Consider the following 25600-nt stretch of genomic DNA (forward strand, 5'->3'; position numbering starts at 1 on the left):
TCTGCTACTGGACTGGAGCTTGCAGCGGAACAGCCGGGGCCAGAGATAGTGGGGATATAGTCGGGCTCACGACTTCACCGGGTTTAATCGCGGTTGGAGCCGGCTGCGTAAATCCGCCAGTATTGCTTAAATAAGCGGCTGATTTAATGATCCCGGCACTGCCAATTTGTAAGATAGAAGAATTGGTGATACCGCCGATTTTGATATAATTGATGTGAATGGATTGTTGAATAAAAAAATTCATAATACCCCACCCATTCATTACATATTAAAGGCAGTTGCTTGATCAATCAGCTCTGGATCGTACGTATTTGTGGAACTCATTCTGTTATTAACATCCAATCTTTCACCGGTATTAAAGGATCCAGCCCCAGAGAATGTTTTCGCAGCTGCGAATGGCATAATCTTATAAACATCGCCAATGTGAAAAACAGAGCTGTTACCCAGTGTAATTACTTGCGCAACTCCAACGATGGCTGGCATAAACAACACCCTTATGTTTTATTTGGTCTTTACCATTTTATGTTTGGGCTCATATAATGTGATAAAAAAGCCCAAATAATCTTATTATCGTGATTTTTATTCAAATAAGGCTCTTACCATTCCTTTTCTTCGTTTTTTTCATTTCCCTATGGTATGATAGACAGGATAACAATACATAGGAGGCAGTTATTATATGATTCACGGTCACGTTACCGCTTGGGCGTTAGCTCTCATTTTGTTTTTTGTGGCCCTTTCCTTGCATTCGAGCGGGAAGGCAAAAGGGGCAAAAATTGTGCAAATGATTTTAAGGGTGCTTTATCTTGTTATCATCGCAACTGGTGTTGGTCTACTATTCATGCTGTCAAATATCAGCGTGTTGTATATTTTAAAAGCAGTTGTCGGACTTTGGATTATCGGCCTTTTTGAAATGATTCTCAGCCGCTCAGCAGCTAAGCGAAAAACTTCAGTATTTTGGATTCAGTTTGTGATTGCATGGGCCCTAGTTTTATACTTGGGTTTTGTCGAACTGCCAATGTCTATTCTAAACCCTTAAAATTTTTAAGCTGTCGGATCGTTCCGATGGCTTTTTTAGATAATAGGATGACAACTAGGTGTTTTTCTTTTAATATTTTAATAAATAGAGAGGAGTGGAGCCGGTGATTGTGAAGGTATTTGCTAACCTAAGAGAGATTTGCGGGGGTGTATCTGTAAATGTATTGCCTGAGGGAGATCGGGTTATTGACGTTCTTGATAAATTGGTGGAAATGTTTCCTGCACTAAGGGAGGAAATTTTTACAGAGGAAAAAAAATTGCGGCAATTTGTCCATGTGTTCATCAACGGCAGAAATATCATCCATCTTGACGACCTGGAGACAAAAGTAGTGGATACCGACCAGTTCGCCTTATTTCCGCCCGTTGCTGGTGGATAATATGATGATAAAAGAGTTAGAGTTTCGCGGCATCCGTAAAGAACATCTTGGAATGTATTTCGAGGAACTAGGCGCAGAAAAGATGACGGATTTCTTCCCATATACATATTCAGCAGAAGGCTGGACGGGGCAGATCCTATCAGAAGAAATCATATCCATTACATCAACTTTTAAGGTGAATGCTGTCTTTGTTCGTTTTTGTGCAGAAAGTGAGAGCGCCCTTGAAGAACTAATAAAAAAATATCGATATAAAACCTCCAGGGTTGGAGGCTAAGAAAAGAGGCTGTCTCAAAGGAGTCAGCCTCTTTTAAATGAACTATTAAACTAATTGACCCTCATGGTCGATAATCCCTAATTCACGAAGTTTTTCTTCGGTTACAACTCCGTCTTTCCATCCACGTACTTGATAGTATTCTTCAAGCATAATATCCATGCGGCTGACAAACCCGGCACTATTACCTGATGCTGGTTCCTCCGTAAAGCGTTTTGGAAGGAAATCGTCTTCTCGCTTGTTAAAACCGGCAAGGTTATTATAATAGCGTTCAAGATTGTAAATTCTTTCTCCTGCCTTCATGACATCTTCTGCTGTTAGCGAAATACCAGTCATCGCACTATATTGCTCGGCATAATGCTCAGCATTTTCAGAGAAGGAGGAGAACTTACAAATATCCATGGAATCACCGAAGGCTAGCATATCCTGGAATACCTTTAATAATTCGCCCTTGCCTTCTGGCTTTAAGCGGTCGGTTGGTTCCGGAATTCCGGCAATTTCACTTGCCACGGTATAACCGCGCAGGTGGCAGGCACCGCGATTACTTGTTGCATATCCAAGACCAATACCTTGAATACCGCGAGGGTCATAGGCAGGGATGGACTGTCCTTTAACGGACATGGATAATTCAGGTGCTCCAAAATAGGCAGCAGCGCGGGCAGGTCCTTCGGCAAGAATGCCTCCCAAACCTTCACGCAGAGCAATCTTTCTAGTCAACTCAATCATCGCGTCTGCATCGCCCCAGTTAAGCTTTTCACTAATAATCCCTTTCTCGTATGCCTCCATAGTCACTGAAAACGCATGGCCAAGCTCAATGGTATCCAGACCGTATTCATTGCATTGGTCAATCATATAGGAAATAGCTTCTGCATCACTTAACAAACAGTTGGAGCCAAGTGACCAAGCCGATTCAAACTCGATACTTTCAACCCGTGTCTTGTACTTGCCGTCCTTGACCTCGACTTCAATTTTACAGCCGACCGGACAGGCGTGGCAGGTGTTATTGGAAACACGGAGATGTGTATTTACATACTCACCACCGTGCTTTTCGGCTTCCTCCCAATGAGAGAACTGGGAGTTTTTCGTTGGAAGCGCGCCAACCTCATTGATGATATTGGTTAATACGTTGGTACCGTATACGGATAAACCGCCTTTATTTGGAGCGGTCAACCCGCCATCTAAAATCGCTTTAACAGCCTTTTTGTTGGCTTCTTTATATTCGTTTTCAAGCTTTGGTACAGGCATATTGCCTTTTTGTGCCGCTTTGATGACAATTGCCTTTAATTTTTTATAGCCGGCAACAGCGCCAGTCCCGCCGCGCCCTGCTGCACGATCATGCTCATTGATAAAGGAGGAGAAATGAACCTTATTTTCACCGGCTTGACCAATCGTCATGACACTCAAATCCTGTTCACCATATTGATCCTTCATCGCTTTAATGAATGCTCTTGTGCTGGTTCCCCAGAGGCTTGAGGCATCGCGAAGCTCAGCTTTGCCGTCTTCGATGTAGAGATAAACTGGCTGATCACTTTTCCCTTTGATGAGAATATTATCCACACCTGCCCATTTTAAACGGGCTGCAGTCCATCCACCCATATGGGAATCGGTAACGGTTCCTGTAAGCGGGGATTTTGTGACAACACACAGGCGACCGCTCATGGATGAACGGGAGCCTGTTACAGGTCCGGTCATGATGCACAATAAATTCTCAGGTGAAAGCGGTTCCACATCAGGGCCGTTATCTAAAACGTATTTAACGCCAAGACCCCGTCCGCCAATATACTTTTTTGCATCTGCCTCATTAATGGTTCTGTAATCAATGGTACGAGACGATAAATCGACGACTACTTCTTTGTTTTTAAAACCACCTAAATTCAAGCTAATTCCCCTCTTCCTATTAAAATGTATAGCAACATCTCTTATTTTTATATATTTTTTTAATAAGAGATTTCTCCCAAAAATTATCTTTAAATCCAATATTTATTGTATCATTTTTATAATATTTTTAAAATTAAAATTTACGTGATAATACGAGATTATTAATTTGATAAAATAGAAATAATTGCAATTCATTAATTTGTAGAAATGGGGCGGTTGGATGAGTAACTTGGAGCGGTATTCGAGACAAATTCTGTTTCGGGCCATTGGGGAAGAGGGACAAAAGAAATTGCTGGAAGCCCGAGTGGTTGTGATCGGAGCAGGTGCGCTTGGGACGGTTATTGCGAATCATCTAGTCCGCTCAGGTGTCGGTTATCTTAGGCTGATTGACCGGGATGTGGTGGAGCTGTCCAATCTCCAGCGGCAAACGCTATTTGATGAAGAGGATGCGGAATTAAATCTTCCAAAAGCGATTGCCGCGCAACAAAGGCTGAATAAAATTAATTCATCCATCAAGGTTGATGCGGTTATTGCCGATGTTAATTTGGATAATGCTGAAGAGCTGATAAGTGGGATGGATATAATTGTGGATGGAACGGACAATTTTATGACCCGTTTCTTGATCAATGATGTGGCTATTAAGTATGGCATTCCTTGGGTTCATGGGGCCGCTGTCAGTTCAAGAGGAATGTTTGCCGTCATCAAACCAGGGATTACTCCATGCTATCGCTGTCTATTTCCAGATGTTCCGGAAGGATTGGGGGAAACCTGTGATACAGTTGGCGTTCTTTCTCCTTTAACTGATATTATCGGTTCCTTTCAGGCGATGGAAACCATCAAATATCTAGTTGATGCAAAGACGACTCCTAATCTTGAACAAATCGACATCTGGGATATGACGACGATGCAAATGGATATTTCACAGGGGCGAAATCCTAATTGTCCGGCCTGCGTGGAAAGGAGATTTGACTTTCTGGACCGCTCCTCGGAGCATCAGGCATCCTATACATCTCTATGCGGGCGGAACACAGTGCAGGTCAATCCCAGAAGGAAACGGGAGTTAAACTTAAAAAAAGTTCGTGCAAGGCTTGTAAACAGCACTCAAGCAGCCGGAAATGACTTTCTCGTCCGGTTTTTCCCCGAAGAAGGGATCTCCATTGTAATATTCAAAGATGCCAGGGTCCTGATCCATGGAACGAATGACATTGTCAAAGCAAAATCACTTTATGCAAAATATATCGGAGAATAAATAAAAGAGGCTGACTATAGCCTCTTCTATTTATGAAATCATTTTTTCAATGATTAATCGCTTGCCAGTGTTAATTGTAAACTCAAACCGGTCATTGACCTTTTCATAATAACAAAAATGATGCTGCACATTGCAAATGAGCTCTTGATTATCAAAGACCATAAAATTGACCCCATCTTTACGATTCTCATCCGAAAGAAAGGACAAATGATTATAACAGTAAATACAGTCATAAATGGAAAAATCTAAAGAATTCAAGGTCGTCACAAATTGGAAAAAGGCATCATCATTAATCCCATCTAAAAGTCGTTCGAGAGAGTAGATTAAATGCTTCCTAATTCTTACAGTATCATGATCCCGCAGCATCGTTACTTCGTTTCCAATACGGATGTTGCTTGGTTCATACAATATTCCCTTTTTCCAGCGGTTCATCCGGAGAATTTCAATTTCCTGGTGAAGAAATTCCTCCAACATAGAAGCTTCCTCTGTTTCCTCATCAAAAAATATCCATTGACCATTTATTTGTTCAACGGTCCCTTCTGTATAAGACCGCTCCTGAATATCGTATAGATGGATTCGTTGTTGTCGATTCATTGTTAACCTCCATGCCAGATGCTTTCATTTTCCTTTTTTGACATCTTAAAGGGATTTTATAACCTCAACTATTTTTAAAAAAAATCTATTTTACGTAAGTATATAGACAAACTGATCGATACCATTTCTGTTATGGACAATTAACCAATTCATTTGGGCTGAATAGAATAATCACCATCTAAGCAGTGAATTAACTGCAATAACAGAGAGGAGTACAAAATTACATGTGTGGCATATCAGGATGGATTGATTTTAAAAAATGGGTTGGAAAAGAACAACAAGCAATTGAAAAGATGACGCAAACATTGGCAAAAAGAGGTCCTGATGAAACAAATCTATGGACAGATACACATGTAGGTTTCGGTCATAAGCGGCTGATCGTCGTTGACCCTGCTGGGGGACGTCAGCCCATGTCCAAACAAAAGGATGGCTCAACATATACAATTTGCTACAATGGAGAATTATACAACACCGAAGATTTGCGCAAAATTCTCCTTACTAAAGGATATTCTTTTAATGGTCATTCTGATACAGAAGTACTGTTAACTGCCTATATAGAATGGGCGGAAGAGTGTGTGAACTATTTAAATGGGATCTATGCCTTTGCGGTTTGGGATAGCAAAAAAGAGCAGCTCTTTATCGGACGCGACCGATTGGGGGTAAAACCGTTATTTTACAAAGAACATCAGGATGGGGTGTTGTTTGCATCAGAGTTAAAAGCTATCCTTGCCCACCCAGAGATGAAAACAGAGATTACCCATGAGGGTCTGGCAGAGGTTTTGGGTGTTGGGCCATCGAGGTCGCCAGGATCTGGTGTTTTTAAAGGGATTAACGAATTAAGGCCGGCACATGCCCTTACCTTTTCCAAAAACGGCTTGAAAATTTGGCGTTATTGGAATGTAAAAAGTGAGGAGCATAAGGATAATGTGGAGGAAACAGCGGAAAAAGTACGTTTCTTAGTCAGCGATGCCATCACAAGACAGCTTGTTTCGGATGTACCCTTATGTACCTTATTGTCAGGAGGTCTGGATTCGAGTATCATTACAGCCATTGCCGCGAAAGGTTTAGAAGAGCAGGGGAAAGGGCAGCTTCAAACGTATTCGATTGATTATGAGGGAAATCAGCAATATTTTACTGCGAATGAATTTCAGCCGGATTCCGACGAAAAATATATTAAACTCATGACAGATACCTTTCAAACGAAACACCATAGTGAAATTATTTCACAGCAGCAATTAGTTGATGCATTAGTGGAAGCCGTTCACGTTCGGGATTTACCAGGAATGGCCGATATAGACTCTTCCTTACTATGGTTTTGCAGACAGATCAAAAAGGATTTTGTTGTTAGTCTGTCAGGTGAATGTGCGGATGAAATTTTTGGTGGATATCCATGGTTTCATCGCAAGGAAGATTTAGAGCGCCCAGGCTTTCCGTGGATGCGTTCAGTTGAGTCCAGGGAAAATTTATTAAAGCCGTTTTGGAAGGATCGGTTAAATTTACGTGAATATAGCTTGGAACAATATCGTCAGGCCATCTCCGAAACGCCTAAATTAGAAGGAGAAAGCTTGGAGGAATCCAAGCGAAGAGAGTTATTCTATATCAATATGATATGGTTTATGACCACTTTGTTGGATCGGAAAGACCGAATGAGTATGGGGGCAAGCCTTGAGGTCAGAGTCCCATTTGCAGACCACCGTGTAGTAGAATACGTTTGGAATATACCGTGGGAGATGAAAATGTACCGCGGCAGGGAAAAAGGACTTCTGCGTAAGGCCTTCGAAGGCATACTGCCTGAGGAAGTATTGTACCGTAAAAAAAGCCCTTATCCAAAAACACATAATCCTGAATATACGAAGGCCGTTCAAAATCAGATGCTGGCTATTTTAAAGGATAAGTCTTCAGCTATTCATGAATTTTTTGCCAAAGAGCAATTGGAAAAACTGACTCAATCTGGAGGAAACTCGTTCAAAGAGCCTTGGTTTGGCCAGTTGATGACAGGACCGCAATTATTAGCCTACTTTGTTCAGCTTCATACATGGTTCAAGGATTACAATATCAATATCGTAAATTAAATTTGGAATAAAAACTTAATTAGATTAAAATGGATGTAGGGAAGAGGGAATCCTCTTCTCTTTTATGAGGAGGAAGCTAGATGAAAAGGATTATACTCATTTTAATCGCCATTTTACTTGGGGTTTCGTCACCGGCCTATGCAAATGTAACAAAAGAAAATCGACAGTGGCAGGATGAAACCATTTATTCTATCATGATTGACCGGTTTAATAACGGGAATACCCAAAATGATTTCGATGTGGATACAAAGAATCTCGAAAAGTACAATGGCGGGGATTTTCAAGGAATTATCGATAAGCTTGATTACATAAAAGACATGGAATTCACGGCAATTCGCCTGACTCCAATTTTTGATAACAGGGAAAATGGTTATCACGGTTATTGGGTGAAGGATTACTATAAAGTGGACGAGCATTTTGGAACAATGAAAGATTTTGAGAGGCTTGTCAACGAAGCACATAAAAGGAAATTGCGGGTAATAATTGATTTTCCTGCAAATTCAGAGGTAAAGGGCCAAAATTTAATTGATGCCGCTACATGGTGGATCAAGAAAACGAATATTGATGGATACAGCCTCCCTGAAGTCAATAAAGTTCCAATTAGCTTTTGGCGGGAGTTTTCGGCTGCTGTTAAGCAGCAGAAAAAAGACTTTTTATTGATGGGAGTCTCATCGGGAAACACAGCCGATGACTTGGAAGTTTATCATGAAGCGGGAATTAATAGCTTATTTGATTATAACGAGAGTAAACAGATGCGGCAGGTGTTTGCCACTACAGACCGCTCCTTTCAATCGATTCGTCCTGCAGCGGACAAGCAAAATCTAGATGCTCATTTTTTTGATAATGAATTTACCAAAAGATTTACCAGAGATATAGTAGATGAAAGACAATTCCCTGGAGCTAGGTGGAAAACTGCCTTAACCTATCTTTATACAACACCAGGGATTCCCGTTATGTATTATGGGACGGAGATTGCCTTAACGGGCGGAGATATTCCGGATAACCGCAGGCTTATGAATTTTCGGACGGAAAAAGATCTAATCGACTATATAACAAAGCTTGGTGAATTAAGAAACCAACTGCCTTCCCTAACTAGAGGAACGATGGAAATGCTCTATGAAAAGTCCGGAATGGCGGTTTATAAGCGTGTCTATAAAGGGGAGACATCGATAATTGCCATCAATAATACAAACAAATCCCAAAAGGTTACCTTAACGGGCGATCAAGTGGAAGGCGGCAAAGAGCTTCGCGGCCTCCTGGGCGGGGACATTGTCCGCAGCAGGGATAATCAATATATTCTAATTCTTGACAGGGACAATTCTGAAATATATGTATTGGCGGATAAAACAGGCCTTAACCTGAAATTTATCGCTGCGGCAGTGATACCGGGGATACTGGCCATTTGGTTTCTACTGCTAGTTTTTAGACGGAGGAAAACGAATATTGTAGAATAAAGAGGCTGCCTAAGAACAGCCTCTTTTATTATTACCGATAATTAATAAATTGAACATCAATGGTGAGATCTGCTTCACGAACAAGGGAAATGATTTTTTGCAAATCATCTCGGTTTTTGCCACTGACCCGTACTTGGTCATCCTGGACCTGGCTTTTGACCTTCAGTCCGCTATTTTTAATAATAGTGTTAATTTTTTTTGCATTTTCCTTATCAATGCCCTGAACAAGTTTGGCTCTTTGACGGACCGTACCGCCTGAGGCCTTTTCGATTTTACTATAATCAAGATTTTTAATCGGGACGCCCCGTTTAATTAATTTGCTGAGCAAAACATCTTTAAGCTGGTCCATTTTATATTCATCGTCAGAAATAAGTACCAATTCTTCTTTATCTAATGAAACTTCACTTTTACTTCCTTTAAAATCGTAGCGCGTACTAATTTCCTTCATCGTTTGTGTTATGGCATTAGTGACTTCTGAAAATTCAACTTTGGATACAATATCAAATGAGCTATCTTTTGACATGACAAAACCTCCGAATTTGCTAAAGTTTCCCTTTATGTCTACATTATAGTAAAATATAGCAGTTCAAACAACCTAAAGGAAAACTCCAAGATGGAAAAGGGGAGTATAAGATAATGGCAATAAAAGAACTTATAGGACAAACAACAACTTTAACAGTAGCCCGTCAAGCTGAATTCGGCTATTTTTTAACAGATGGCGAAGAAGACGTATTGCTTCATAATAATGAAGTGAATCGAGAGGTTGCGGAAGGCGACGAGATAGAAGTGTTTATTTATGTGGATTCTCAGGGACGTCCTGCGGCCTCCACGACGATACCTGAAGTGGCCGTCGGACGCTACGCCTGGATAAAGGTGACAGATGTAAAAGAGGAGATTGGTGTCTTTTTAAATATCGGGTTAAAGAAAGACATTCTGCTTGGTGCCGAAGATTTACCAGTGCATAAATCGGTTTGGCCCAAGGAAGGGGATATGGTTTATATAACCCTAAGGGTCAACCGGAATAACCTTTTATACGCCAAGCTTGCCAGTGACCAGGTTATCCAATCAATTGCGGTGAAAGCGTCGAGACAAGAATTTAATAAAAATGTGCAAGGGTATATTTACCGAACGGCTAAAGTCGGCAGTTGGCTTTACACTATTGAAGGCTTCAAAGGGTTCATTCATGAGTCGCAGCGTCGGATTGAGCCGCGCCTGGGTGAGAAGGTTGAGGGGCGAGTCATTGATGTTAAGGAGGACGGAACGATAAACGTTTCCTTACTTGCCAGAAAACAGGAGTCCCAGGATTCTGATGCAGCCAAACTATATGAATATCTGATGAGCAGAAATGGTGCCATGCCGTACAGTGACAAAAGTATGCCAGAAGACATTCAAGAGCGTTTTGGCTTAAGCAAAGGCGCCTTTAAGCGGGCGCTTGGCAAACTGATCAAGGAAGGCAAGGTATACCAGGAAGACTTCTGGACCTATGTAAAGAAGGATTAATTTGTTGTACATACTCTTTTCCAAATTGACAGACACTAGTAACCGAAAGTTAATGGAAAGGGGTAAGACAATGCCACACACATCCGATAATGATAAAAAGGCACAAGACAATAATGCACTGCACCATGAAAAAAATATGATGCGAGAAAAAAATCGCCAAGCAGGAAAAAATCAGTACTCAAAGAAAACAGATCATAAATAAAAAAAAAACAGAGCTTTAAGCTCTGTTTTTTTTACGAAGGAATTTTATTTAAGAAGAAAATGGAGATGGTCCCTGCTCCAGTATGGGCCCCAATTGCTGAGCCGATGGAGGAAATATAAACTTCTTTTGGCTGGAATTCCTCCTCAAGCATCGCTTTTACTTCTAGTGCCGTCTCTTCATTATCCGCATGGCTGATGCCAATGATCTGGTTTGACAGGTTCTCGCCACGTTCATATGCCAGTTCAATTAGGCGCCGGAGCACCTTTTTCTTACCGCGGATTTTTTCAATTGGAACCAGTTTGCCGTCTTCCACATTTAAAATCGGCTTAATATTTAATAAGCCCCCAAGAAATGCTGAAGCTTTTGAGACACGGCCGCCTTTAGCTAAATAATCCAAATCTTCAACCGTAAAAAGATGCTCCATATGGTTTGCTCTAAACTGGACATCCCTTAAGATTTCATCCTTTGCTGCATTTTGTGCTGCAAGTTTCGCCGCTTCCATCACAATTATGCCTTGGCCGAGAGAGGCACATTTGGTATCGACAATGGTTAAATTGAAATTTGGATATTTTTCCTTGACTTGGTCAAGAATCATAACAGCGGTTGAATATGTTCCGGATAGTTCGGATGAAAAGGCCATGTATATTCCGTCTTCATTATTTTCCGCCATTTTTGTAAATACTTCCTCAAACAGAAGTGGTGAAACCTGAGAAGTTTTCGGTACTGATCCATTCCGGATAGAATCATAAACTGCTTTCGGGTCTATGCTTTTGACATCTTCATATTCTTCACCGTTAATGAGGACCTTTAAGGGAAGTAATGTGACGTTGTTTTCTTCATAAAAACTTTTAGGTAAATCGCATGCGCTGTCAGCTAGTATTTTTACCTGCATGAAGCTCACCTCATTCAAAATCATATCATACTCGTTTTAAGTGTATCGGTTTCATATGGAAAAAACAATTAAATTGTTAAGGTTGAAGAAAAAAATAAAGGGGGATTTATCAATGGTTTGGCAGGAAACAAAAAAAATCGTCATCGTCATTGTGGGTGCTTTTTTGACTGCCCTTGGAATGAATTTATTTCTTATTCCCGCAAATGTCTATTCAAGCGGTTTTACAGGAATTGCTCAGCTGCTTTCTAAAGTATTGACCGAATATACCCCGTTGAATATTTCAATGGGGGTCTTGCTGTTGTTATTAAATATTCCGGTTGCGTTTCTGGGGTGGAAAAAGGTAGGGAAATCCTTTACAATTTACAGTTTTCTAAGTGTTGTTCTTTCATCATTATTTCTGGAGCTTATTCCAATCCATCGGATGTCTCATGATATTTTGCTTAATGCTGTCTTTGGGGGCGTCATTATTGCGGCAGGCGTCGGGATCACCTTAAAATGGGGCGCCTCTACCGGAGGGCTTGATATAATTGCGATGGTGCTTTCAAGAATGAAGGATAAACCGATTGGTCCTTATATGCTTCTCTTAAATGGCATTATTATTATTACGGCAGGTTTCCTGTATGGCTGGGAAAAAGCTTTGTACACTCTTGTTTTTTTATACACTTCAACAAGGGTAATCGATGCGATTCATACCAGGCATGCTAAACTTACCGCGTTTATTATTACGAAAAATGCGGATGAACTTAAGAAAGCGATTCATAAGAAACTGGTCAGAGGAATCACCATGCTTCCGGCGAAGGGTGCTTTTTCTAACGAAACAAGGGAAATGTTAATGATCGTTATTACGCGCTATGAATTATTTGATTTAGAGAGAGTAATTAAAGAAGTGGACCCCCATGCGTTTACAAATATAATACAAACAACCGGAGTTTACGGTTTTTTTCGCAGAGACTAAAGGAAAAAGGAGCTCAATATGCGTATATTATGTTGTATCATGTTACTTTTCTTTCCGATGGCAATAAAAGCAGATGCAAATGGGGTGGACCAATTGGCATACAAATTTTATGTAATCCCAACAAGCATGCCTGAGCAATTAACGATCGAAATGTTTTTAAAAAATGAGGAGGATTTCCCGCTCCATTTTGAATTTCCTACTTCACAATTTTATGAAATTAAAATTTTCGATACTGCAGGCCGTGAAGTATATGACTACTCAAAAGGACGGTTTTTTCTTCAGGCGTTTCAAACCATCAGTCTTAAAGCACATGGCAGCAAGAAATGGCTTGAGACATGGGACTATCATTTTATGGGAAAAAGAGTTCCAGCAGGGGAATATACTATCCAAGCCGTTTTAAGGGCAGCAAGCTTGAACGGCAAGCCAATAACTGACCGCTCGAAACTGACCCTAACGCATAAAATATATGTACCTGAGGAAAATGCTGTTTTTCGAAATATAAGGGTATCAGGAACAAAAGGACACTACCAAGTTAGCGGAGAAGTAAAGTCACCAAGCAGGGTGGTTTATTATTCAGTGGAGGATGGGCATAGAGAATTCCTAAGGGAGCAAAAGCTTGATGTTGCTGGAAATGGTGACCAGTGGAGACCTTTTAAAGTAAATATTCAGATTCCAGCCGAAAAGCTTCCCAACCATGGAGGTGTCTTTCTGAATTTTTACGAAAAAAATGCTGAGGGCGGGAGGAGTAATCCTTACCCTGCATTATTAGAAAGATTTGAATGAAAAAAGCGGAAGTCACCTCCCAAGGTACTTCCGCTTTCCTCATTTCATCATTGGAACTGGTCAAGCTCTTGTTGCATTTCTTGGAGCTGTCTTTGCTCAGCGACCGTCGAGTTGGCATAAGCAGAACTTAAGGCATTCTTGGCTTTGGCCACTGCCGTGTCGCGTTCACCTGGGCCGGCAGTTTTTGCCGATTCAACAAATCTACGTGCTTCCTGGAATAAACGGTTACCCATCGTTAAATTCCTCCAAGCGAGGATTCTTGCACATTGGCCATTTTCTGAGCTTCTGCTTCAGCGTAGGTCATGTGATAAGGAATCCGTTCTGAATGCTTGTTGACCGAATCCTTTCCTTGCTGGACAAAGCGTTTTGATTTGTTTGATCTACCCATTCGAATCCCTCCAATATGCTAAAAGCTTGGATTGAAACAGCTTCGCTGCTTCATCCATAGTATGCTCCAACATTGAGGGGTTCATATAGGTAAACAATGGTGAATAGGTGTAATTATTTTAACCGTAACAAATCCGTCAAATATTCTGCGACTCCATCTTCTTCATTGGTAAGAGTAACATCATTGGCGATATTTTTTACTTGGTCAATGCCATTTCCCATCGCTATTCCATAACCGGCGTATTCAAGCATTTCCAAGTCATTATCTTCATCGCCAAAGGCAATCACTCTTTGCTTGGAGATACCATAATATTCCGCCGCTTTTTTTAACCCTACTGCCTTATTTAAGCCTGACTTAATGATTTCGATAACATGCCAGGGGGCAGCCCAGCTGCGGTGATCGATGACTTCGGCATGGGCATCAGATAGATGGTCGCGGATCTTCTTTAATTGGTCTTCCTCTGTATGGATGAGCAGGCTAGTTGGTGAATCCTTCAAATAATTACTTAAATCACCCGTAGTAATATTGGGATGGCCAAAATTAAAAATTTCAATCAGCTTTTGGTCATGATAATGAAAATAGACATCATCCATTACTTCAGCGATGATATTATGAAAATGAAAGCTGCGGCAAGCCTCGACAATATCTTTTGCAACATGGATATCAAGCGGCTCATGGAAAAAGCCCCATTTCGGGTTCCGGGGATGATGCATGAAAGCCCCATTGAAATTAACGATCGGGGTATCTAAATCCAACTCTCGATAATACATTTCGCTGGAACGATATGGCCTCCCAGTGGCGATCATCACGATATGGCCATCTTCTCTAGCTTTTCTTAAAACTTCCTTCGTTTTTTCCGAAATCGTTTTATCATCTTTTAATAAAGTTCCGTCTAAGTCCAATGCAATTAAATGTCTTTCAGTCATTTGAAACCTCTCTTTGGAAGTATTTGTTTCTATTATCAATATGTTATCAATTTATATTTAAACTGTAAAAAAATTCACTTCAAATGTTTCTGAAACGCGCTATACTGGTTTTCGAAATACCTTTTGTTATAATGGTTACAATAAAACTGAACAGGAGTGAAGATAAAATGAATGAAGATTTAAAAGAAAATATAATGGGCGCACTTGAGCTTGTTATTGACCCTGAGCTTGGCGTCGATATCGTCAATTTAGGTTTAGTATATAATACTGAAATGGACGACGAGGGAAAACTGACGGTTACAATGACATTAACAGCAATGGGCTGCCCACTAGCCGGAACAATTGTTGATCAGGTGAAAAGAGCATTGTCTGATATTCCGGAAGTCAAGGATGTCGATGTCAATATCGTCTGGAATCCCCCTTGGAATAAGGACATGATGTCCCGTTATGCAAAAATTGCACTGGGAATTCGTTAAGGAGGACCTTCCGCAGGATGAAAAATAAGGTAATTTTAGTTAGTTCAAATCAGTTGGGCAAAGGCGACCAGGTTTTAGGAGAGAATGTTTTAGAGACTTTCTTTACTGTTTTAAAACAAAGAGAGGAACTCCCAGCAGCTGTTTTTTGCATGAACAGTGGGGTATTCACGTTGACTGAGGATTCCTTTGTATCCGTTCATTTAAAAGAGTTGGAGGATAAGGGTGTTAACATTTTTGCGTGTAAAACCTGTGCCGACCACTACGGTGTTAGCGAAAAATTGACAGTTGGCAAAATAAGCGGAATGGCTGACTTTGTTGAGCTTGCCTCCAAATACGAAGTGTTAACCATCTCATAAAACAGCAGAGCTTTTCGCTCTGCTGTTTTTTTCATTCACAAATCGTCCACATAATAAAAAAGGATTGTGAGGAAGTTCACTTTTTTCAAACATACACACCTTTATAATACGAAGTAATAAGGCTATTTAGTTTGAACTAGCCGTTTTATAGGAGGCGTTTCAATATGGATTTTAGCCGAGACTTTAATAAAGATCCGTTTATTGTGATATGGGAACTAACTCGAGCTTGTCAATTAAAATGTTTGCACTGCCGCGCAGATGCCCAGTATACGAGGGACCCTCGAGAACTTACGCTTGAAGAAGGCAAGCATTTGATTGATCAGATATATGAAATGAATAATCCGCTTCTTGTATTTACTGGCGGAGATCCGCTTATGAGAGAGGATATTTTTGAAATTACCAAATACGCAGTCACAAAAGGGGTACGTGTTTCGATGACACCAAGCGCTACTCCTAACGTAACAATTGATGCGATGCGTAAGGCTAAAGAAGTCGGACTTTCTCGTTGGGCGTTCAGCCTTGACGGTCCTACGGCTGAGATTCATGACCATTTTCGCGGGACAGCGGGCTCTTTTGACTTAACAATGGAACGAATTAAATATTTACATGAACTGGAAATGCCGATTCAGATTAATACAGTAGTATCCAGATATAATTACGAACATCTAGATGAAATGGCGAAATTGGTTGAAGAATTAAAATGTGTTCTGTGGAGTGTCTTTTTCCTTGTTCCGACCGGAAGGGGACAGGTATCTGATATGATATCGCCTGTGGAGCATGAAAAGGTGCTAAGATGGCTCTATGATCTAAGCAAGCGGGTTCCTTTTGATATTAAGACCACGGAGGCGATGCATTACCGCCGTGTGGTAATCCAGCAAAAAATGCGTGAAGCCAAAGAAAAAACAGAGGAAATCAGCTATTTATCTGCGTTGACAGAAAAAGGCTTAACGGGCTCAATTGATGGTCTGGGCCGTGCACCAAAGGGTGTAAATGACGGCAATGGCTTTGTGTTTATATCCCATATTGGAGATGTCTATCCGAGCGGCCTGCTTCCGGTTAAGGCCGGAAATATTAGGGAAACCCCTCTGGCGGAAATTTACCGCGAGTCGCCAATCTTTAAGGCACTTAGAAACCCAGATGGATTTAAAGGGAAATGCGGTGTCTGCGAATTCCGACATGTTTGCGGCGGCTCAAGATCAAGGGCATACGCCATGACAGGGGATTATTTAGAAAGTGAACCATTCTGCGTTTATATTCCTAAGGCTTTAAGAGAAAAACAGACACAATAAATTGAGAGAGGCAATCGATTGTCGATTGCCTCTCTCAATAACTATTCAATGCTGCAATAAACAGTGGAACAATTTTCACAGCCAATTTCATCTTTTAAGTATTGCAAATCCAGGACGGTAATTTTACCTCGTTTAATGGAAATGATGTTATCACGCTTCAGTTCACTTAAGATACGGTTTGTACTTTCCCGTGAAGTGCCGCAGAAATTTGCTAGCTCTTGATTAGTCAACGGCAGGTCGATTAATATTCCATCACTTTTTGGTACCCCATAGCTATTGGTCATCCGGATTAAAGTTGAAAATAAGGCGCCGCGCTTTCCGTTTAGGACAAGGTCGCGGAATTTTGTCTGCGTTTTGCGGAAATGATCGCTCATCCACTTCATAAATTCAAAGGCTAGCTTACTGTTTTGGAAAATTTCACTTTCAAGTACTTCTTTTTTTATTGCCACGATTTCACCTTCTTCAAGAACCTTGGCACTTAATAAATATTTTGGACTATCAGTGAAAAGGGTTAATTCTCCACAAATATCGTTTTCTCCGCAAATTCTTAGTGACAGCTCCCGCCCGTCTGCTGTAATTTTGCTGATTTGAATTTTACCTGAAATAATGACATATAATTCATCAGCGAGCATCCCTTCCTGAAATAGAAATCTTCCCCGTTCGCTTTTAAACTTCCGATCAGCAAATTTAAGCAGTTCTTTTATTTCAATTGAATGAGTTGGTTTCATTGTCGTAATCATTTTTCTCCACCCCTGTACTATATTTCTATATAAATAACTTGGATTCGTTAGTAACATTTTATATCAAGATTAGCTACGTAGAAGTAGTAAACAATGACAATATAGTGAAAACTGGACAATTTTTTTTTAGTGATATATGGATAGTGAAGAAAGTAACAGTATTTTTTTAACTCATCTGTTACAATGGTATAAAATGAGCTTCTTTATTTATTGGAGTTGATTAAATGGAAATGGAAAAAACAATCATTACAGATAAATTTAATAGACCGTTAAGGGATTTAAGAATTTCCGTTATTGATAGATGTAATTTTCGTTGTCAATACTGTATGCCAGCCGATCAATTTGGGCCGGATTTTGAATTTCTGCCAAGGAGTGCCCTCCTGACCTATGAGGAGATTGAACGGTTAGGAAAAATTTTCGTGCAGTTAGGCGTGAAAAAAATCCGCTTGACAGGCGGTGAGCCGCTGTTAAGAAGGGATTTACCGATTCTCATTGAAAAGCTAGCCGCCATTGAAGGCCTTAGTGATATTGGCTTAACAACAAATGGCGTTCTTCTTCCTAAATTGGCTGCGAAATTGAAAGAAGCAGGCTTAAAGCGAGTGAATATCAGCCTGGATAGTCTAGATGATGAATTATTTGGCAAAATCAATGGCAGGGGAATTGGGACCGGTCCTGTTCTAGAAGGAATTCAAGCAGCTAAAGATGCAGGATTAGGCGTTAAATTAAATATGGTTGTCAAAAAGGGTTTAAACGACCAAGACATTATTCCAATGGCTAAATTTTGTAAAGAAAAAGGGCTGGAGCTCCGGTATATTGAATATATGGATGTTGGCTCCACCAATGGCTGGAAAATGGATGATGTTGTGACAAAAAAGGAAATTTATGAAATGCTAAAGGCGGAATTTGAATTGGAACCAGTTGACCCTGCTTACTTTGGTGAGGTTGCAAAGCATTATCGCTATAAAGGTACCAATGTCAATGTTGGTTTTATTACCTCCGTCTCGGAATCGTTCTGTTCCAGCTGTACCCGGGCCCGTCTTTCAGCGAATGGCCAGATTTTTACTTGCTTATTTAACGGTAATGGCCATGATCTTCGTAATTTCATGAGAAACGGCGCATCTGATGAACAACTTTTTGGAAGAATTGCGGAGATTTGGAACGGTCGAAATGATAGATATTCGGATGAAAGAACCGCAGAAACAAACAAAAATCGAAAAAAAATCGAAATGTCCTATATCGGCGGTTAGACAAACCGCAAATAAAAGAAAACAGCCTGCAATCACAGGCTGTTTTGTTCTTTTTTAGATATATCTAGGGAATAGGATGTTATTCTCCAAGTGGACATGCATAAAGGTTAGTCCTTCCAGTTCTTCTAAACGGCTATAGACTAGACGGTACGTACCGCAGGCATCAAGCGGCGGTGTAAAGTCGCCGGTAATCTCCCGAAGCTCTTTCAATATGGCACCGGCATGGTCATGTTCTTTTTCGAGTTCCACAATCATGTTAATCGCTTCGTCGCGGTTTTCAATTGTCCCGTCTGCTAGTTTTCTAATGATTGGGAAGACAATTTCTTCTTCCTTTGCCATATGGTCTAACATTTCCTTTTTAAATTCATGGTAAAGCTCATAAACCTTTAGCAATTCCGGATGATTATCCCCATGGACGCGGGACACCTTCGTCACATAAGGACTAAGCATTTTAAATTCTTCTTCCGTTGCCCGGTGATAGTTAGCGATCACATGGTCAATGATGGTGTTGGAATCAGAGTTAGTCCAAACTTCTAAATCGGTCTCTTTGGACTCATTTTTTTCATAGACCGCTTTTAAATCCTCTAAAATAGAATCGATATCAAGATTGCCTTGGGTTGCAGCTTCGGAAAGCGGGATATTACCGCCGCAGCAGAAATCGATTCGATAAGATTTAAATACATCACTTGTTTTTGGTAATTCGTTTACAATATCTTTAACTAAAGAATTTGCGGAAAATGGGAATGTCAACATGAATCTTCCTCCTTGATAAAAGGTTTGGTTTCTAAACTAAGCATAATGGAAAATCAAATTTAACTAGGTGACTTAAATCACACTGCAAGCGTGAATTTTTATATTCTTCCGTGAGAAAGTTTCGAATTTGTGACTTTTGATATGTCTATTAGTTTTTTGTATGCTTATAATGGATACAGTTAAAATACATAACGTTCAAAAATGATAGGAGCCGATGAATTTGTTTGAAAGACGACAACCCATTCCAATCGGAGAAGCAGTTCAAAAAATAATGCAATACCAATTGTCTGGTGAGACGGAATATATCAAAATTGAAGAAAGCTTTGGCCGATTTTTATCTAAGGATTTAGTTGCCACCTGCGATGTCCCTCACTTTGACAGGGCACCCTATGATGGCTTTGCTGTTAGAGCAATAGATACACAAGATGCATCCCAAACTAATCCGGTGGAATTTGAGGTAATTGACCATATTGGGGCGGGGATGGTTTCCAACATGACCGTAACAGAAAATCAGGCAGTCAGAATTATGACTGGTGCGATTATGCCTGAAGGAACTGATGCTGTTGTTATGTTCGAAGTAGCGAAAACTTACGAAAAAGATGGGAAGCCGTTTATGGCCATTAAGCGTAGTTTTAAAAAGGGGGATAACGTTTCCTTTCGTGGGGAGGATGCGAAAGAGGGCGAGGTATTAGTTAAAAAAGGTACACTAATTAACCCTGGAATTCAAGCAATGCTTGCCACTTTTGGCTATAAGGATGTTCCTGCAGCCAAAAAACCGATTGTTGGCCTGTTTGCAACTGGTACGGAATTATTGGATGTTGGTGACCCTTTAGTTCCGGGCAAAATCCGCAATAGCAATTCTCATATGATTGCCGCCCAGATTGAGAGGGTTGGTGGTATCGTTCACTATTTTGGAAAGCTTCCAGATGAATTTGATACCTGCTTCGAGGCTGTGAAAAATGCCGTAAACAGGGTTGATTTGTTGATTACGACTGGCGGGGTTTCAGTTGGTGATTTTGATTACCTGCCAAAGATTTACGAAAAGCTTGGTGCCGAGGTTTTATTTAATAAAGTGGCAATGCGGCCTGGAAGTGTTACAACAGTGGCCAGCCATAACGGAAAGCTCCTTTTTGGTTTATCCGGTAATCCATCTGCTTGCTATGTTGGATTTGAATTGTTTGCAAGGCCAATTTTACGCAGAATGCTTTTTTCTGAAAAACCTCATTTAAGGAAGGAGCAAGCAATCCTTGAGGTGGATTTTCTAAAAGCCAATCCATTTACTAGATTTGTGCGCAGCTCTGTTTTTATCGAGAACGGCCGGTTAAAGGTGACGCCAAGCGGTCTGGATAAATCCAACATTATCATGAGTCTTGCCGGTGCAAACTCATTAACCATCCTCCCGGGTGGCACACGTGGTTTCGCTGCCGGAACTGAGGTAGATGTTCTTTTGCTTGAAGACCAGTTTGGCAGTGAATGGCCTTGGTAAGACCGGTCATATTTCAAGTTACCGGATACCAGGATAGTGGGAAAACAACATTTATTGAAAAGCTTCTTCATGGCTTGAAGGCAGAGGGATTAACGACGGCCGTTATTAAACACCATGGTCATGGCGGTAAACCAGATGTTTTTCCTAAAAAGGACTCAACCAGACATCTTGCAGCGGGTGCGATTGCTTCGATTGTCGAAGGAGAGGGAAGGCTGCTCCTGCAAACCGAACAGTTAAAGTTCAAATTGGATAAACAAATAAACCTGCTTAGTTTATTTAATCCGGATATTATCTTGGTTGAAGGGCATAAACAAGAAAGTTTTCCAAAGATGGTCCTCCTGCGGGATAAGCGTGACTTTCCCCTAATAAGAAAGCTAAAAAATATTGCAGCGGTTGTTTATTGGGAGGAAGGGCTGGAGGGGGCAATAAGTGAGTTTTTGGAAGTTCCATTCTTTCATATTGGCGATGCAAAAGCTGAGCATCAGATTGTTCGATTATTAAAACAGATGCATGATAAGGAAACGGCTGACTCGAAAGACTGAGTCAGCCGTTAATTTGATTTCAATCTACCCTGCAAATATCCTCAGGACAATCTTCGCAATCAATTTCATTTTTTAAATAATCAATGTCATGAATGGTGATCGTGCCTTTATTTATAGAAATAACACCTGTCTTCCTTAAGTCAGCCAATAGTCGATTGACAACCTCCCTGGAGGTTCCACAGAAATTAGCCAGTTCCTGATTGGTTAAAGGCAATTCAATCAGGATGCCCTTGTTCGTTTTGACACCAAAACTGTTGCTGATTCGAATTAAGGTTGAATATAAGGCGCCTTTTTTTCCATGTAAAACCAAGTCGCGAAATTTTGTTTGAGTTTTACGGTATTGAAGGCTCATCCATTGAATGAATTCAAATGAAAGAGGAAGATTTTGCGATAATTTTTCCTCCAGAAACTCTCTCTTTATTACCGCCGCTTCACCGCTTTCAATAATTCGTCCGCTTAACAGATATTTTGGCTGAGGGGAGAATAAATGTAATTCCCCAACAAAATCTCCGCTTGAACACATCCTTAAGGTAAGCTCTCTACCATCAGGAATAATCTTACTAACATGAAGAATCCCGCTTTTAACAATATATAGCTCATTTGCTGGCATTCCCTCTTGAAACAGAAAGGAGCCTTTCTCCATTTTCTTTGTATGTTGTACTGTTTCGAAAAGACGCGACAATGTGACAGGCATTTCTTTAATGGACTGCATGCCGATACCCCCTTTTATGGGAACTTAAAAGCGATGAATCGCTCAGTAAAAATTTACTAGATATTACTGTAATTATATTGTTAATAATGAATCAATCGCAATAAATGGATGGATAAGTTCATATAATCGTCAAAAATTTGGGTACAAAGCAACATTTCTTAGGAAATATTGTCGAACCTTGTAAAATTGAAGGAACTTCCTTTAATGAACAAATGCTTAACGGGAATAATAAAATCGAAATAGATAAGGAGGGAAAAACATGGGACAAAGCCGTCAATTCGGGCCGGGAAAAAAAGCACCGAATAATGGTGTTTATATTGAAGTAGGGGATACAGGCGATAACGTAGTCAATCCAAAAAAAATAAAGTTAAAAGCCGGCGACAGATTTCCGGAGAACTCAAATGATGACCGTGTATGGACTTACCAGAGAAAGCCATGATAAATATAAATTTGTTGAAAGAGCTGTCCGGAACCGGATGGCTCTTTCAAATTTTACTTTTAAATGAAGGATGAATTATAATATAAGCAATAGGTCAAAAAAGGTCAAAGGGTGTGAAAACTCATGGATTTAAACCGAATGACGGAGCGGATGCAGAATGGTTTAATGGATGCTCAAAGTATCGCCATTAAATATAACCATCAAGAAATAGACGAGCCTCATTTGTTATTAGCGCTTTTAAACCAAGATGACAGTCTTGCTCAATCCGTTTTGGAAAGGGCAGGGATTTCCGCTAAAAAAGCTGAAGACAGTTTGCTTAAGGCTCTTGCAAAGAAACCACAGGTAACCGGCAGTGGAATTGAACAGGGAAAGCTTTATATTACAGCCAAACTGCAAAAATTATTGGTAAGTGCTGAAGAATACGCGGCAAAATTCGCTGATGAATATCTATCCATCGAGCATATTCTGCTTGCTGCAGCAAACGCGAACGATGCGGAATTGAAAACAATTATTCATTCATTTGGCCGCACCTCGGAAGATCTTTTAAAAGTTATAAAAGAAATAAGGGGGAATCAAAGGGTGACAACACAACATCCTGAAGCGGGATATGATGCTTTAAAAAAATACGGGCGGGATCTTGTAGCAGAAGTAAGAGCTGGGAAAATGGACCCTGTCATTGGCAGAGATACAGAAATAAGAAATGTTATCCGCATTCTTTCAAGGAAAACCAAAAATAATCCCGTTCTAATTGGTGAGCCTGGTGTAGGGAAAACCGCCATTGTTGAAGGATTGGCCCAAAGGATTGTTAGAAAAGATGTACCAGAAGGCTTGAAGGATAAGACTATTTTTGCCTTGGATATGAGTTCACTGATTGCTGGTGCGAAATTTAGAGGTGAATTCGAAGAAAGATTAAAGGCAGTTTTGAATGAAATTAAAAAAAGTGAAGGGCAAATATTGCTATTTATCGATGAAATCCACACGATTGTAGGTGCTGGAAGAACTGATGGAGCAATGGATGCCGGAAATATGTTAAAACCAATGCTGGCCCGGGGTGAGCTGCATTGTATCGGGGCAACCACACTTGATGAGCACCGTAAATATATCGAAAAAGATCCTGCACTTGAACGGAGATTTCAGCAGGTCCTTGTTCAAGAACCGGATGTCGAAGACACAATCTCCATCTTGCGGGGGTTAAAGGAACGGTTTGAAGTCCATCATGGGGTGAAAATTCACGACCAGGCCTTGGTCGCTGCTACTGTCCTTTCTGACCGCTATATTACGGACCGCTTTTTGCCTGATAAAGCAATTGACCTTGTCGATGAAGCGTGTGCGATGATTCGTACCGAAATTGACTCCATGCCAACTGAACTGGATGAAGTGACCCGCCGGGTAATGCAATTGGAAATAGAAGAAGCGGCGTTAACAAAAGAGCAGGATGAGGTTAGCAAACAAAGACTCCGCGCCTTGCAAAAAGAGTTGGCAGATTTGAAGGAACAGACAAATGCTATGAAGGCGAAGTGGCTTGAGGAAAAACAAACCATTAATAAATTACAGGAAAAACGGGAGCAAATTGAAAAACTTCGCCGCGAACTGGAGCAGGCAGAAGATAAATATGATTTAAACAAGGCAGCAGAGCTTCGTCACGGTCTCATCCCAGCTGCGGAGAAAGAGCTATTGGCACTTGAAGAAAAAGCTGAAAGTGACGACCGGCTTCTACGTGAAGAAGTAACTGCAGAAGAGATTTCCAATATTGTTTCAAGATGGACAGGGATTCCGCTTTCCAAGCTTGTCGAAGGTGAGCGGGAAAAGCTTTTAAGACTGGAATCAATCCTGCACGAAAGGGTTATCGGACAGGATGAAGCAGTAGGTTTAACTGCTGACGCTGTTTTAAGGGCACGCGCGGGGATTAAAGACCCGAACAGACCAATTGGTTCATTTTTGTTTTTAGGACCGACTGGAGTTGGTAAAACAGAACTTGCGAAGGCGCTGGCAGAAAGCTTATTCGACAGTGAAGAACATATGATCCGGATTGATATGTCGGAGTATATGGAGAAGCATGCTGTTTCACGTCTTATTGGTGCGCCTCCCGGCTACGTAGGTTACGAGGAAGGCGGCCAATTAACGGAAGCAGTCCGTCGAAAACCGTATTCGGTAATATTGATGGATGAAATTGAAAAGGCGCATCCTGAAGTATTCAATATCCTCCTGCAGGCACTTGATGATGGACGAATTACAGATTCCCAAGGCCGGGTTGTTGACTTTAAAAATACAGTCATTATTATGACATCCAATATTGGGTCACACATTTTACTCGAACGAAATGAAAATGAACAAGAAATCTCAGAAGGAACGAGAGAAAAAGTGTTGAATCTTCTGAGAGCACACTTCCGGCCGGAATTTTTAAATCGTATAGACGAAACGATTCTCTTTAAGCCGTTGTCTATGGCCGATATTAAGAATATTGTCGTCAAGCTTTTAAAAGAGCTTAAGGCAAGGTTAAAAGAGAAACAAATCGATATTACGATTGATGAACAAGCGAAGGAATTCATTGCCGCACATGGCTTTGATCCTGTATACGGGGCAAGACCGCTGAAACGTTATATTCAGCGAAATCTTGAAACAATGCTTGCCCGTGATATTATTGCAGGAAAAATTCATGATGGGACAAACGTCGAGATTACAGTTGAAGACGGGGCAGTGGCTTTAAAAATATTTTCATAAAAGCCATCGAATTAAAAAAGGTCCTCCAATTGGGGGAGGACCTTTTTAAACAAGTCTTAGTGTTTTTCAACAGGCTCATTTGGAATAACTGTCGAAATAACGAAAATTAAAATGGTAATTCCTACAGATAAAATGGCACCAAGCTTGAAATCAAATGCCGCACCGGACATCGAGCTGACTACATATGTAAGCATTTCTGTTAAAAGAAAAGCCCAGAAAAAAGTCCAAAAGAAACGCATATTTTTTCACCTGCCTATTCTTTC

General features: G+C 40.6%; 31 protein-coding genes. 18 read left to right on the plus strand and 13 right to left on the minus strand.

Annotation, left to right across the window (positions count from 1 at the left end):
• Positions 1–4: 4 nt before the first annotated feature.
• A complete protein-coding gene (locus ACNQGS_RS11450; protein WP_213141043.1) occupies positions 5–244 on the minus strand; it encodes a spore germination protein GerPB in 240 nt (79 codons plus the stop codon).
• Positions 245–261: 17 nt separating this feature from the next.
• Complete coding sequence (locus ACNQGS_RS11455; RefSeq protein WP_213141042.1) at positions 262–483, minus strand: spore germination protein; 222 nt, start codon at positions 481–483, stop codon at positions 262–264.
• Positions 484–676: 193 nt separating this feature from the next.
• Here ACNQGS_RS11455 and ACNQGS_RS11460 point away from each other — a divergent pair, with 193 nt between their 5' ends.
• The 3 genes from ACNQGS_RS11460 to ACNQGS_RS11470 all read left to right on the plus strand — a co-directional run bounded on the left by ACNQGS_RS11460 (position 677) and on the right by ACNQGS_RS11470 (position 1686).
• Entirely contained in the window at positions 677–1036 is a 360-nt protein-coding gene (locus ACNQGS_RS11460; RefSeq protein WP_491487402.1) for a YisL family protein, read from the plus strand.
• Between the two features lie 103 nt (positions 1037–1139).
• Complete coding sequence (locus ACNQGS_RS11465) at positions 1140–1412, plus strand: ubiquitin-like small modifier protein 1 (RefSeq protein WP_213141040.1); 273 nt, start codon at positions 1140–1142, stop codon at positions 1410–1412.
• A 4-nt stretch (positions 1413–1416) separates the two neighbouring features.
• Complete coding sequence (locus ACNQGS_RS11470) at positions 1417–1686, plus strand: MoaD-like domain-containing protein (protein ID WP_491487403.1); 270 nt, start codon at positions 1417–1419, stop codon at positions 1684–1686.
• A 45-nt stretch (positions 1687–1731) separates the two neighbouring features.
• Here the strand turns inward: ACNQGS_RS11470 and ACNQGS_RS11475 are convergent, their stop codons facing one another.
• Positions 1732–3561, minus strand: coding sequence for an aldehyde ferredoxin oxidoreductase family protein (locus ACNQGS_RS11475; protein ID WP_491487404.1), 1830 nt, complete (start codon positions 3559–3561; stop codon positions 1732–1734).
• Between the two features lie 220 nt (positions 3562–3781).
• On the opposite strand from ACNQGS_RS11475, the gene ACNQGS_RS11480 reads away from it, so the two are divergent.
• The gene (locus ACNQGS_RS11480; protein ID WP_491487405.1) at positions 3782–4810 is read left to right on the plus strand and encodes a ThiF family adenylyltransferase; all 1029 of its coding nucleotides are present in this window, start codon (positions 3782–3784) and stop codon (positions 4808–4810) included.
• A gap of 30 nt (positions 4811–4840) precedes the next feature.
• Here the strand turns inward: ACNQGS_RS11480 and ACNQGS_RS11485 are convergent, their stop codons facing one another.
• Positions 4841–5404 (minus strand): DUF2777 domain-containing protein, encoded by a 564-nt coding sequence (locus ACNQGS_RS11485; RefSeq protein ID WP_491487406.1) that lies wholly within the window; start codon positions 5402–5404, stop codon positions 4841–4843.
• Positions 5405–5628: 224 nt separating this feature from the next.
• Here ACNQGS_RS11485 and asnB point away from each other — a divergent pair, with 224 nt between their 5' ends.
• Complete coding sequence (gene asnB / locus ACNQGS_RS11490) at positions 5629–7476, plus strand: asparagine synthase (glutamine-hydrolyzing) (RefSeq protein ID WP_491487407.1); 1848 nt, start codon at positions 5629–5631, stop codon at positions 7474–7476.
• A gap of 80 nt (positions 7477–7556) precedes the next feature.
• Entirely contained in the window at positions 7557–8930 is a 1374-nt protein-coding gene (locus ACNQGS_RS11495) for an alpha-amylase family glycosyl hydrolase (RefSeq protein WP_491487408.1), read from the plus strand.
• A 31-nt stretch (positions 8931–8961) separates the two neighbouring features.
• On the opposite strand, the gene ACNQGS_RS11500 is transcribed toward ACNQGS_RS11495, so the two are convergent.
• Positions 8962–9453, minus strand: a complete 492-nt coding sequence (locus ACNQGS_RS11500) for a YajQ family cyclic di-GMP-binding protein (RefSeq protein ID WP_213116646.1) — start codon at positions 9451–9453, stop codon at positions 8962–8964.
• A 113-nt stretch (positions 9454–9566) separates the two neighbouring features.
• Here ACNQGS_RS11500 and ACNQGS_RS11505 point away from each other — a divergent pair, with 113 nt between their 5' ends.
• Both ACNQGS_RS11505 and ACNQGS_RS11510 read left to right on the plus strand, forming a co-directional pair.
• Positions 9567–10430: a CvfB family protein gene (locus tag ACNQGS_RS11505; RefSeq protein WP_491487409.1), complete on the plus strand. Its 864-nt coding sequence runs from the start codon at positions 9567–9569 to the stop codon at positions 10428–10430.
• Positions 10431–10500: 70 nt separating this feature from the next.
• Positions 10501–10632: a DUF3941 domain-containing protein gene (locus ACNQGS_RS11510; protein WP_213116644.1), complete on the plus strand. Its 132-nt coding sequence runs from the start codon at positions 10501–10503 to the stop codon at positions 10630–10632.
• Positions 10633–10663: 31 nt separating this feature from the next.
• On the opposite strand, the gene ACNQGS_RS11515 is transcribed toward ACNQGS_RS11510, so the two are convergent.
• Complete coding sequence (locus ACNQGS_RS11515) at positions 10664–11524, minus strand: DegV family protein (protein WP_491487410.1); 861 nt, start codon at positions 11522–11524, stop codon at positions 10664–10666.
• A 112-nt stretch (positions 11525–11636) separates the two neighbouring features.
• On the opposite strand from ACNQGS_RS11515, the gene ACNQGS_RS11520 reads away from it, so the two are divergent.
• Positions 11637–12479 (plus strand): YitT family protein, encoded by an 843-nt coding sequence (locus ACNQGS_RS11520; RefSeq protein ID WP_213116642.1) that lies wholly within the window; start codon positions 11637–11639, stop codon positions 12477–12479.
• A 39-nt stretch (positions 12480–12518) separates the two neighbouring features.
• Complete coding sequence (locus ACNQGS_RS11525; protein ID WP_491487411.1) at positions 12519–13262, plus strand: BsuPI-related putative proteinase inhibitor; 744 nt, start codon at positions 12519–12521, stop codon at positions 13260–13262.
• A 47-nt stretch (positions 13263–13309) separates the two neighbouring features.
• Here the strand turns inward: ACNQGS_RS11525 and ACNQGS_RS11530 are convergent, their stop codons facing one another.
• From ACNQGS_RS11530 to ACNQGS_RS11540, 3 genes are all read right to left on the minus strand, one after another.
• A complete protein-coding gene (locus ACNQGS_RS11530; protein ID WP_491487412.1) occupies positions 13310–13495 on the minus strand; it encodes a DUF3813 domain-containing protein in 186 nt (61 codons plus the stop codon).
• A gap of 2 nt (positions 13496–13497) precedes the next feature.
• Positions 13498–13650, minus strand: coding sequence for a hypothetical protein (locus ACNQGS_RS11535; protein WP_213116639.1), 153 nt, complete (start codon positions 13648–13650; stop codon positions 13498–13500).
• 113 nt (positions 13651–13763) lie between these two features.
• Positions 13764–14576: a Cof-type HAD-IIB family hydrolase gene (locus ACNQGS_RS11540; protein WP_491487413.1), complete on the minus strand. Its 813-nt coding sequence runs from the start codon at positions 14574–14576 to the stop codon at positions 13764–13766.
• 167 nt (positions 14577–14743) lie between these two features.
• Between ACNQGS_RS11540 and ACNQGS_RS11545 the strand changes: the two genes are divergently transcribed.
• The 3 genes from ACNQGS_RS11545 to ACNQGS_RS11555 all read left to right on the plus strand — a co-directional run bounded on the left by ACNQGS_RS11545 (position 14744) and on the right by ACNQGS_RS11555 (position 16697).
• Entirely contained in the window at positions 14744–15052 is a 309-nt protein-coding gene (locus ACNQGS_RS11545) for a metal-sulfur cluster assembly factor (protein ID WP_491487415.1), read from the plus strand.
• Positions 15053–15069: 17 nt separating this feature from the next.
• Positions 15070–15408: a DsrE family protein gene (locus tag ACNQGS_RS11550; RefSeq protein ID WP_213141025.1), complete on the plus strand. Its 339-nt coding sequence runs from the start codon at positions 15070–15072 to the stop codon at positions 15406–15408.
• 164 nt (positions 15409–15572) lie between these two features.
• Positions 15573–16697 (plus strand): TIGR04053 family radical SAM/SPASM domain-containing protein, encoded by a 1125-nt coding sequence (locus ACNQGS_RS11555; RefSeq protein ID WP_491487416.1) that lies wholly within the window; start codon positions 15573–15575, stop codon positions 16695–16697.
• A 41-nt stretch (positions 16698–16738) separates the two neighbouring features.
• Here the strand turns inward: ACNQGS_RS11555 and ACNQGS_RS11560 are convergent, their stop codons facing one another.
• On the minus strand, positions 16739–17437 hold the full coding sequence (locus ACNQGS_RS11560; protein ID WP_491487417.1) for a Crp/Fnr family transcriptional regulator: 699 nt from the start codon (positions 17435–17437) through the stop codon (positions 16739–16741).
• Between the two features lie 230 nt (positions 17438–17667).
• Between ACNQGS_RS11560 and moaA the strand changes: the two genes are divergently transcribed.
• Positions 17668–18684, plus strand: coding sequence for a GTP 3',8-cyclase MoaA (gene moaA, locus ACNQGS_RS11565; RefSeq protein WP_491487461.1), 1017 nt, complete (start codon positions 17668–17670; stop codon positions 18682–18684).
• Between the two features lie 54 nt (positions 18685–18738).
• On the opposite strand, the gene ric is transcribed toward moaA, so the two are convergent.
• Positions 18739–19434 carry an iron-sulfur cluster repair di-iron protein gene (gene ric / locus ACNQGS_RS11570; RefSeq protein ID WP_491487462.1) on the minus strand — a complete coding sequence of 232 codons (696 nt, stop codon included), beginning with the start codon at positions 19432–19434 and terminating at the stop codon, positions 18739–18741.
• Between the two features lie 223 nt (positions 19435–19657).
• Here ric and ACNQGS_RS11575 point away from each other — a divergent pair, with 223 nt between their 5' ends.
• Positions 19658–20923 (plus strand): molybdopterin molybdotransferase MoeA, encoded by a 1266-nt coding sequence (locus tag ACNQGS_RS11575; protein WP_491487418.1) that lies wholly within the window; start codon positions 19658–19660, stop codon positions 20921–20923.
• Complete coding sequence (mobB, locus tag ACNQGS_RS11580; protein WP_491487419.1) at positions 20911–21465, plus strand: molybdopterin-guanine dinucleotide biosynthesis protein B; 555 nt, start codon at positions 20911–20913, stop codon at positions 21463–21465. The genes ACNQGS_RS11575 and mobB overlap by 13 nt, the downstream gene beginning before the upstream one ends.
• Positions 21466–21484: 19 nt before the next feature.
• Here the strand turns inward: mobB and ACNQGS_RS11585 are convergent, their stop codons facing one another.
• A complete protein-coding gene (locus ACNQGS_RS11585) occupies positions 21485–22177 on the minus strand; it encodes a Crp/Fnr family transcriptional regulator (protein ID WP_464493413.1) in 693 nt (230 codons plus the stop codon).
• 259 nt (positions 22178–22436) lie between these two features.
• On the opposite strand from ACNQGS_RS11585, the gene ACNQGS_RS11590 reads away from it, so the two are divergent.
• Both ACNQGS_RS11590 and clpB read left to right on the plus strand, forming a co-directional pair.
• Positions 22437–22616: a YjzC family protein gene (locus ACNQGS_RS11590; protein WP_213116628.1), complete on the plus strand. Its 180-nt coding sequence runs from the start codon at positions 22437–22439 to the stop codon at positions 22614–22616.
• Positions 22617–22739: 123 nt separating this feature from the next.
• Positions 22740–25337 (plus strand): ATP-dependent chaperone ClpB, encoded by a 2598-nt coding sequence (gene clpB, locus ACNQGS_RS11595; protein WP_491487420.1) that lies wholly within the window; start codon positions 22740–22742, stop codon positions 25335–25337.
• Between the two features lie 56 nt (positions 25338–25393).
• Here clpB and ACNQGS_RS11600 read toward each other — a convergent pair whose 3' ends face one another.
• Positions 25394–25576 carry a YjzD family protein gene (locus tag ACNQGS_RS11600; protein WP_213141324.1) on the minus strand — a complete coding sequence of 61 codons (183 nt, stop codon included), beginning with the start codon at positions 25574–25576 and terminating at the stop codon, positions 25394–25396.
• Positions 25577–25600: the final 24 nt, after the last annotated feature.

It is taken from the genome of Neobacillus sp. PVCKKU3 (genome assembly GCF_058323225.1).